This is a genomic window from Streptomyces sp. NPDC001832, assembly GCF_040297265.1.
Taxonomy (GTDB): Bacteria; Actinomycetota; Actinomycetes; order Streptomycetales; family Streptomycetaceae; genus Streptomyces.
The window spans coordinates 20,952-27,713 of sequence record NZ_JBEOYU010000065.1 but is presented as its reverse complement, the minus strand read 5'-3'; the positions used below and the strand labels follow the sequence as shown (position 1 = coordinate 27,713).

The following is a 6,762-nucleotide window of genomic DNA, read 5'->3' as shown; positions in this document are numbered from 1 at the left end:
GGGCGAGGCCCACCCCACCCGCACAAATCATTCGCCCACCCCTCCCGCACATCTCAGCGACTGTCGGGTGGCCTCCGATCCGCCCGATCAGAGGTCACCCGAACGCCTCTCAGGCCGATGCGGGCGCCGTCAGACGGCCGTCGTCCATCGTGACCGTACGGTCCACCCGGTCCAGATGGGCCCTGTCGTGGGTGACCATCACCGTCGCCGTCGACCGCTGCCGGGTCAGCGTGACCAGCAGCTCGAGAACCGCCGCACCCCGCTCGTGGTCGAGTGCGCTGGTCGGTTCGTCGACGAGCAGGACCGCCGGGTCGTTCATCAGGGCTCGTGCGATGTTGATCCGCTGACGCTGTCCGCCCGACAGCTGGTGGGGCCTGCGGTCGGCCTTGTCCGCGAGGCCGACCGCGTCCAGCAGCTCCAGCGCCCGGCCGCGGGCTCCGCGCACGGCGCCGCCCGACAGATGAGTCATGACCTGGAGCTGTTCGGCCGCGGTGAGCGACGGCAGCAGATTGGGCTGCTGGAAGACGATGCCAATGCGCTCACGACGCAGCACCGCCTTCTCCGCACGGCCAAGGCCCGCGGTGTCCGTACCGGCGACGACGACCCGTCCCTCGTCCGGCGTGACCAGGGTGGCGGCCACCGCCAGAAGGCTGGACTTGCCGGAACCGGACGGCCCGACGACCGCGGTTAGCGAACCCGCGGGCACATCCAGCGAGACTCGGTCCAGGGCGGTGAGCCGGCCGTCGCCGTCGGGGTAGGTGAGGGTGACATCGGCAAGGGCGAGGGTCATCGGGCACTCCCGAGTGCGGTGAGCGGGTCGACGGCGGTGATCCGCCGGATGGACAGGGCCGCCCCGACGGCACCGAGGACGATCATCACGGCCGCCGGGACCAGGACGGTCGCCGCATCGAGGACGAACGGCACGGCCCCGCCGCTGACCAGCGCACCGATGCCGGAAGCGAGCGCGGTGCCCACCCCCGTACCGATGGCGAGCATCACGACGGCCTGCCCGAGTGCGTCGCGCAGCAGATACGGGGTGGAGGCGCCGAGCGCCTTGAGGACGGCGACATCGCCACTGCGCTGAATCGTCCAGACGGTGAAGAAGGCGCCGATGACCAGGGCGGAGATGGCGTAGAGGAAGCCGCGCATCATCTGGAGCGAGCTGTTCTCGGCCTGGTAGGAGCCGATGGCGGTAAGGGAGTCCTCGCGGGAGAGCGTGCTGGTTCCCACCGCTGCGTCACCCGCGGCGAGGTCGGCGCCGTCGGTGGTGGTCAGGGCGATCACCGTGGCGTGCTGAGCCGAGCCGGAGCCATCGGCCCCGAATCGCTGCCAGTCGTCGAGCGAGGTCCACACGACCGGGGTGTGGCTGTACGAGGCATCGCCCTCGACCGCCGCGACGGTGACGTCGGTGCTGCCGATTCGCAGCCGGTCTCCCGTCCCGGCGCCCAGGTCGTCGGCGGCCTGTTCGGACAACACCACCTTCCCCGTGGCGACCGACGCCCCGCCGTCGGGCGCCAGACCCCCGTCCGGCTCGACGCCGAACGCCGACACCGCGGCCGTGTGCTTCCCGTCGGCGGCGGTGGCGTTGAGGGTACGGATACCGAGCGGCTCCGCGGCGCTCACGCCGGGCTGCTTCGCCCAGCTGCGCCAGGCACTCTCCTCCACGGTCGAATTGGTGAAGGACACCGACTGGCCGTCGGGCGGGGCGGCGAACGCGAGGTGGTCGGCGTTCAGCCCCGTGACGGCCGAGGTGTTCTCCCGGGCCAGACCGGCCGTAAGACCGGACAGCAAGCCCACGAGCAGCGTGATCAGCACCACGACCGTGCCCATGAGCGCGAACCGGCCCTTGGCGAACCGGAGATCTCTCCATGCGACGAACATGCTTCCAGCCTCGGTGCACAGGCCCCCGGAAACATCGCTCGGCGGTGGGGCCTCGCATCAACCTTTCGATTGACCGGCCACTGGCGCCCTACGTCTACCCTGGACGAATCATGGATTCCCCTGCCCACCCCCCGGTCGCCGCCGCGCTGCGGATGTGTCTGCACGCGCTGCTGGTGGGGCTGCTCGCGCTCGCGGCGGTACGGGCCGTCAGTGCCGACGCACCGCACGCCACCGCCGTCGTCGTGGTCAGCTGTGTGATGGCCGGCGTGTACGCGGCGGGCGCGCTCGCCGCCGCCGTACAACCGCACAACCGCGCGGCCGCCCTGTGGCTGGCGCTGCTCGGCGCCGTCTGGCTGGTACTGCTCGTCCTGTCGCCCGACGCCCTCTGGGTGGCCTTCCCCCTCTACTTCCTGCAACTGCATCTGCTGCCGACGCGCTGGTCCCTGCCGACCGTCGCCGTCACCGCGGCGGCCGGCATCGCAAGCTTCGTGCTGCACGGCCAGGCCATCAATCCTGGCGCATTCATCGGCCCGGTGCTCGGTGCGGCGGTCGCGGTCGCGACGGTCCTCGGATACGAGGCGCTGTTCCGGGAGAGCGAACGGCGCCGCGAGCTCATCGACGAGCTGGTGTCGACCCGGGCGGAGCTGGCCGAGGCGGAACGCACTGCGGGCACCCTCGCCGAACGTGAGCGGCTGGCCCGCGAGATCCACGACACGCTGGCGCAGGGCCTGTCCAGCATCCAGCTGCTGCTGCGCGCCGCCGAACGCACGCTGCCCGCCGACGACCCTGCCACCGCGCATGTCCGCCGGGCCCGCGAGGCCGCGCAGGACAATCTCGCCGAGGCCCGCCGCTTCGTCCGCGCCCTGTCGCCACCCGACCTGGAGAACGGCTCCCTGGCAGCCGCCCTGGAGCGTCTCTCGTCCCGCACCACGACCCCCGGCCTCACGGTGCAGTTCGCGATCAGCGGCACTCCGGTGGAGCTGCCCACCCCCTACGAGGTGGCGCTGCTGCGTACCGCCCAGTCGGCACTGGCCAATACGGTGCAGCACGCCGGGGCCCGGCGCGGCGAGATCACTCTCAGCTTCATGGACACGTCCGTGTCACTGGACGTCGTCGACGACGGTCGCGGTTTCACCCCGGGGCGCGGACCGGTCGCGGCCGACACCGGCACCGGCGGCTTCGGACTGCCCGCGATGCGTTCCCGGGCCCGTTCGCTGGGCGGCACGCTCAGTGTCGAATCGGCGCCCGGTCAGGGCACGGCCGTGGCCCTCACCCTTCCGCTTCCGCTCTCCGACGGCCGACCAGGAGAGGACGCCGCATGACCACCCCCATCAGGCTGCTGCTCGCCGACGACCACCCGGTGGTACGGGCGGGACTGCGGGCCGTGCTCGACGCCGAACCCGACTTCCACGTCGTCGCGGACGTGGCCACCGCCGAGCGGGCCGTCACGCTCGCCGCGACCGGCGAGTTCGACGTCGTCCTCATGGACCTTCAGTTCGGTGCGGGCATGCACGGCTCGCAGGCCACCGCGGCGATCACGGCGGAGGCGGGCGCGCCCAGGGTGCTGATCCTCACCACCTACGACTCGGACGCCGACATCCTGGCCGCGGTCGAAGCGGGCGCCGCCGGCTATCTACTGAAGGACGCCCCGCCCGAGGAGCTGGCGGCGGCGGTACGCACGGCTGCGGCCGGCCGGTCCGCACTCGCCCCGGCCGTAGCCCACCGGCTGATGGACCGCATGCGGACCCCGGCCGAGGCCCTGACCAAGCGCGAACTGGAAGTTTTGCAGCTGGTCGGCGAGGGCCTGTCGAACCTGCAGATCAGCAAGAAGCTCTTCCTCAGCCAGGCGACCGTGAAGTCCCATCTGGTGCACATCTACGCCAAGCTGGGTGTGGACTCCCGCACCTCGGCGGTCGCGGCGGCGACGGCCCGCCGACTGATCCGCCGCTGATTCCCCGCTTCCGTACGTCAGCGGCGCGGCGGCTCGCCGAAAAGATCCACGGCGACGCGTACGTCCCTGAGTGCGGAGGCCAGTGCGCTGACCGAGCCGATCGCCCCCGCGATCAGCAGCAGCGAACGGCGCAAGCGCGGAATCTCGGGTGCGCCGCTGATCGCCATCGCATCGAGCGCGGCCAGCTCGTCCTCGGCGATCCCCCGGTCCGGGAACTCCGCGGGATGCCCCGCCAGCTCGCGGCGGAGTCGGGAGACAGCCGTACGCAGCTCCGTCACCCTCGGGTCCTCACCACTGCCAGTCACCCGCGTCTGCCCCACGCTTCGCAACAAAGCACTCCCCCCTCGCACATCCTCGTGCCAGTGTTTCGACCGGGGTCCCGGACCGCGGTCAAGTCTCCGGAGATGCGTGCAAGTTAACGCCATGACAGGTGTCGAGCGCCACTCCGCGGACAGAATTCAGGGTGCCCCGTAAGGGTGACGCACATATGGCTTAGGGGACGGCACCGCCCTTCCCTGCCCGCCTGTGACCCCCATGTGCCGGTCGGCCTGAGGTATCCAGTCCGCATGACTCGGACAACACAGACCCCGGTGGTCGCCGGGCTGCTGCTCGCGGCGGGCGGCGGACGACGACTCGGCGGGCAGCCCAAGGCTCTGCTCGAACACCGCGGCCGGCCGCTGGTGGAGCACGCGGTACGCGTACTGCGGGAGGGCGGCTGCGACCGCGTCCATGTCGTCGTGGGCGCCGCGGCAGAAGAGGTACAAGCACGCGCCGACCTCGTGGGCTGCACGGTGACCGTCAACCCCGAGTGGACCGAGGGCATGGGCTCGTCGCTGCGGGCGGGGCTCGGGGCGCTCTCCGGTACGGGGGCGGACGCGGCACTCGTCCTCCTGGTCGACCAGCCAGGTATCGGCGCGGGCGCGGTGGCGCGGGTGAGGTCGGCGTACCGCTCCCGGACGAGTCTCGTGGCCGCCTCGTACGACGGGGAACGGGGCCATCCGGTGCTGTTCGGGGCCGACCGGTGGGCGGACATCGCGGCGGGAGCGGTGGGCGACCAGGGCGCTCGGGCATATCTGCGGGCGCACCGCGATGCGATCACGCTCGTCGAGTGTTCCGATGTGGCTCAGGCGTACGACATCGACACGGTGGAGGACCTGAAGCACCTTGATTGAACGGGGCGGCACCCGGCGCCGGCACCGCCCCACTTCCGCCGACCCGGACAATCTCGACATCAACAAACGGTTGAACTTCCACCATGAGAAAATTATTCTCCAATGGCCAGCACCGCCCGCCGAAGGAGAGACAGCCCATGTCCGCACCAGCGCCGTCCCCGCTGGCCATCGTCGATGCCGAGCCCCTGCCCCGGCAGGGCGAGGTCCTCAACCACGCGGCCCTCGCGTTCGTGGCCGAGCTGCACCGACAGTTCACGCCCCGTCGCGACGAGCTGCTCGCCCGCAGGGGCGAGCGCCGCGCCGAGATCGCCCGTACCTCCACGCTGGACTTCCTGCCCGAGACGGCGGCGATCCGTGCGGACGACTCCTGGAAGGTCGCGCCGGCCCCGGACGCGCTGAACGACCGCCGGGTGGAGATCACCGGTCCGACCGACCGCAAGATGACCATCAACGCCCTGAACTCCGGCGCCAAGGTCTGGCTCGCCGACTTCGAGGACGCGTCCGCCCCCACGTGGGAGAACGTCATTTTCGGCCAGCTCAATCTGATCGACGCCTACACCCACAACATCGATTTCACCGACCCCGGGTCTGGTAAGTCGTACGCCTTGAAGCCCGCCGCCGAGCTCGCGACGGTCGTCACCCGCCCCCGCGGCTGGCATCTGAACGAGCGTCACCTCCAGCTCGACGGCACCCCGGTGCCGGGCGCACTGGTCGACTTCGGCCTCTACTTCTTCCACAACGCCCAGCGCCTCATCGACCTCGGCAAGGGCCCGTACTTCTACCTCCCGAAGACGGAGTCGCACCTGGAGGCCCGTCTCTGGAACGACATCTTCGTCTTCGCCCAGGACTACGTCGGCATCCCTCGGGGCACGGTCCGCGCGACCGTCCTCATCGAGACGATCACTGCCGCGTACGAGATGGAGGAGATCCTGTACGAGCTCCGCGACCACGCCTCCGGGCTGAACGCGGGCCGTTGGGACTACCTCTTCTCCATTATCAAGAACTTCCGTGACGGCGGCGCCAAGTTCGTCCTCCCGGACCGCAATGCGGTGACGATGACCGCCCCGTTCATGCGCGCGTACACCGAACTCCTCGTCCGCACCTGCCACAAGCGCGGCGCACACGCCATCGGCGGCATGGCGGCCTTCATCCCGTCCCGCCGCGACGCGGAGGTCAACAAGGTCGCCTTCGAGAAGGTCAAGGCCGACAAGGACCGGGAGGCGCACGACGGCTTCGACGGCTCCTGGGTCGCGCACCCGGACCTGGTCCCGATCGCCATGGCCTCCTTCGACGCGGTCCTCGGCGAGAAGCCGAACCAGAAGGACCGCCTGCGCGAGGACGTCTCGGTGGCCGCGGGCGACCTGATCGCCATCGATACCCTGGAGGCCAAGCCCACGTACGACGGCCTGCGCAACGCCGTCGCAGTCGGCATCCGCTACATCGAGGCCTGGCTGCGCGGCATGGGCGCGGTCGCCATCTTCGACCTCATGGAGGACGCGGCCACCGCCGAGATCTCGCGCTCGCAGATCTGGCAGTGGATCAACGCGGACGTGGTCTTCGAAAACGGCGAACACGCCACGGCGGACCTGGCCCGCAAGATCGCGGCCGAGGAACTCACCGCGATCCGCACCGAGATCGGCGACGAGGCATTCGCGTCCGGCAAGTGGCAACAGGCCCACGACCTGCTGCTCCAGGTCTCCCTGGACCAGGACTACGCGGACTTCCTGACGCTGCCGGCGTACGAGCAGCTGAGCTGAG

The 6,762-nt window shown here is 70.6% G+C and carries 7 protein-coding genes; 4 read left to right on the top strand and 3 right to left on the bottom strand.

Annotated elements, in window-relative coordinates:
• Positions 1 to 109: 109 nt before the first annotated feature.
• Together ABT115_RS29605 and ABT115_RS29600 are read right to left on the bottom strand one after the other, a co-directional pair.
• On the bottom strand, positions 110 to 790 hold the full coding sequence (locus tag ABT115_RS29605; protein WP_351796179.1) for an ABC transporter ATP-binding protein: 681 nt from the start codon (positions 788 to 790) through the stop codon (positions 110 to 112).
• Entirely contained in the window at positions 787 to 1,881 is a 1,095-nt protein-coding gene (locus tag ABT115_RS29600; RefSeq protein ID WP_351796175.1) for an ABC transporter permease, read from the bottom strand. The genes ABT115_RS29605 and ABT115_RS29600 overlap by 4 nt, the downstream gene beginning before the upstream one ends.
• Before the next feature lie 110 nt (positions 1,882 to 1,991).
• Between ABT115_RS29600 and ABT115_RS29595 the strand changes: the two genes are divergently transcribed.
• Positions 1,992 to 3,203 (top strand): sensor histidine kinase, encoded by a 1,212-nt coding sequence (locus tag ABT115_RS29595; protein WP_351796172.1) that lies wholly within the window; start codon positions 1,992 to 1,994, stop codon positions 3,201 to 3,203.
• Entirely contained in the window at positions 3,200 to 3,832 is a 633-nt protein-coding gene (locus ABT115_RS29590; protein WP_351796169.1) for a response regulator, read from the top strand. Before ABT115_RS29595 ends, ABT115_RS29590 begins: the two co-directional genes overlap by 4 nt.
• A gap of 17 nt (positions 3,833 to 3,849) precedes the next feature.
• Here ABT115_RS29590 and ABT115_RS29585 read toward each other — a convergent pair whose 3' ends face one another.
• Positions 3,850 to 4,152 carry a DUF5955 family protein gene (locus ABT115_RS29585; RefSeq protein ID WP_351796166.1) on the bottom strand — a complete coding sequence of 101 codons (303 nt, stop codon included), beginning with the start codon at positions 4,150 to 4,152 and terminating at the stop codon, positions 3,850 to 3,852.
• A 246-nt stretch (positions 4,153 to 4,398) separates the two neighbouring features.
• Between ABT115_RS29585 and ABT115_RS29580 the strand changes: the two genes are divergently transcribed.
• Both ABT115_RS29580 and aceB read left to right on the top strand, forming a co-directional pair.
• Positions 4,399 to 5,004, top strand: a complete 606-nt coding sequence (locus ABT115_RS29580) for a nucleotidyltransferase family protein (protein WP_351796163.1) — start codon at positions 4,399 to 4,401, stop codon at positions 5,002 to 5,004.
• Between the two features lie 137 nt (positions 5,005 to 5,141).
• Positions 5,142 to 6,761, top strand: a complete 1,620-nt coding sequence (gene aceB, locus ABT115_RS29575; protein WP_351796160.1) for a malate synthase A — start codon at positions 5,142 to 5,144, stop codon at positions 6,759 to 6,761.
• Position 6,762 lies beyond the last annotated feature (1 nt).

What these genes read in the sequence shown, in the direction of transcription:
- ABT115_RS29605 (WP_351796179.1), bottom strand. Translation starts at nt 790, where the DNA reads ATGACCCTCGCCCTTGCCGATGTCACCCTCACCTACCCCGACGGCGAC.
- ABT115_RS29600 (WP_351796175.1), bottom strand. Translation starts at nt 1,881, where the DNA reads ATGTTCGTCGCATGGAGAGATCTCCGGTTCGCCAAGGGCCGGTTCGCG.
- ABT115_RS29595 (WP_351796172.1), top strand. Translation starts at nt 1,992, where the DNA reads ATGGATTCCCCTGCCCACCCCCCGGTCGCCGCCGCGCTGCGGATGTGT.
- ABT115_RS29590 (WP_351796169.1), top strand. Translation starts at nt 3,200, where the DNA reads ATGACCACCCCCATCAGGCTGCTGCTCGCCGACGACCACCCGGTGGTA.
- ABT115_RS29580 (WP_351796163.1), top strand. Translation starts at nt 4,399, where the DNA reads ATGACTCGGACAACACAGACCCCGGTGGTCGCCGGGCTGCTGCTCGCG.
- aceB (WP_351796160.1), top strand. Translation starts at nt 5,142, where the DNA reads ATGTCCGCACCAGCGCCGTCCCCGCTGGCCATCGTCGATGCCGAGCCC.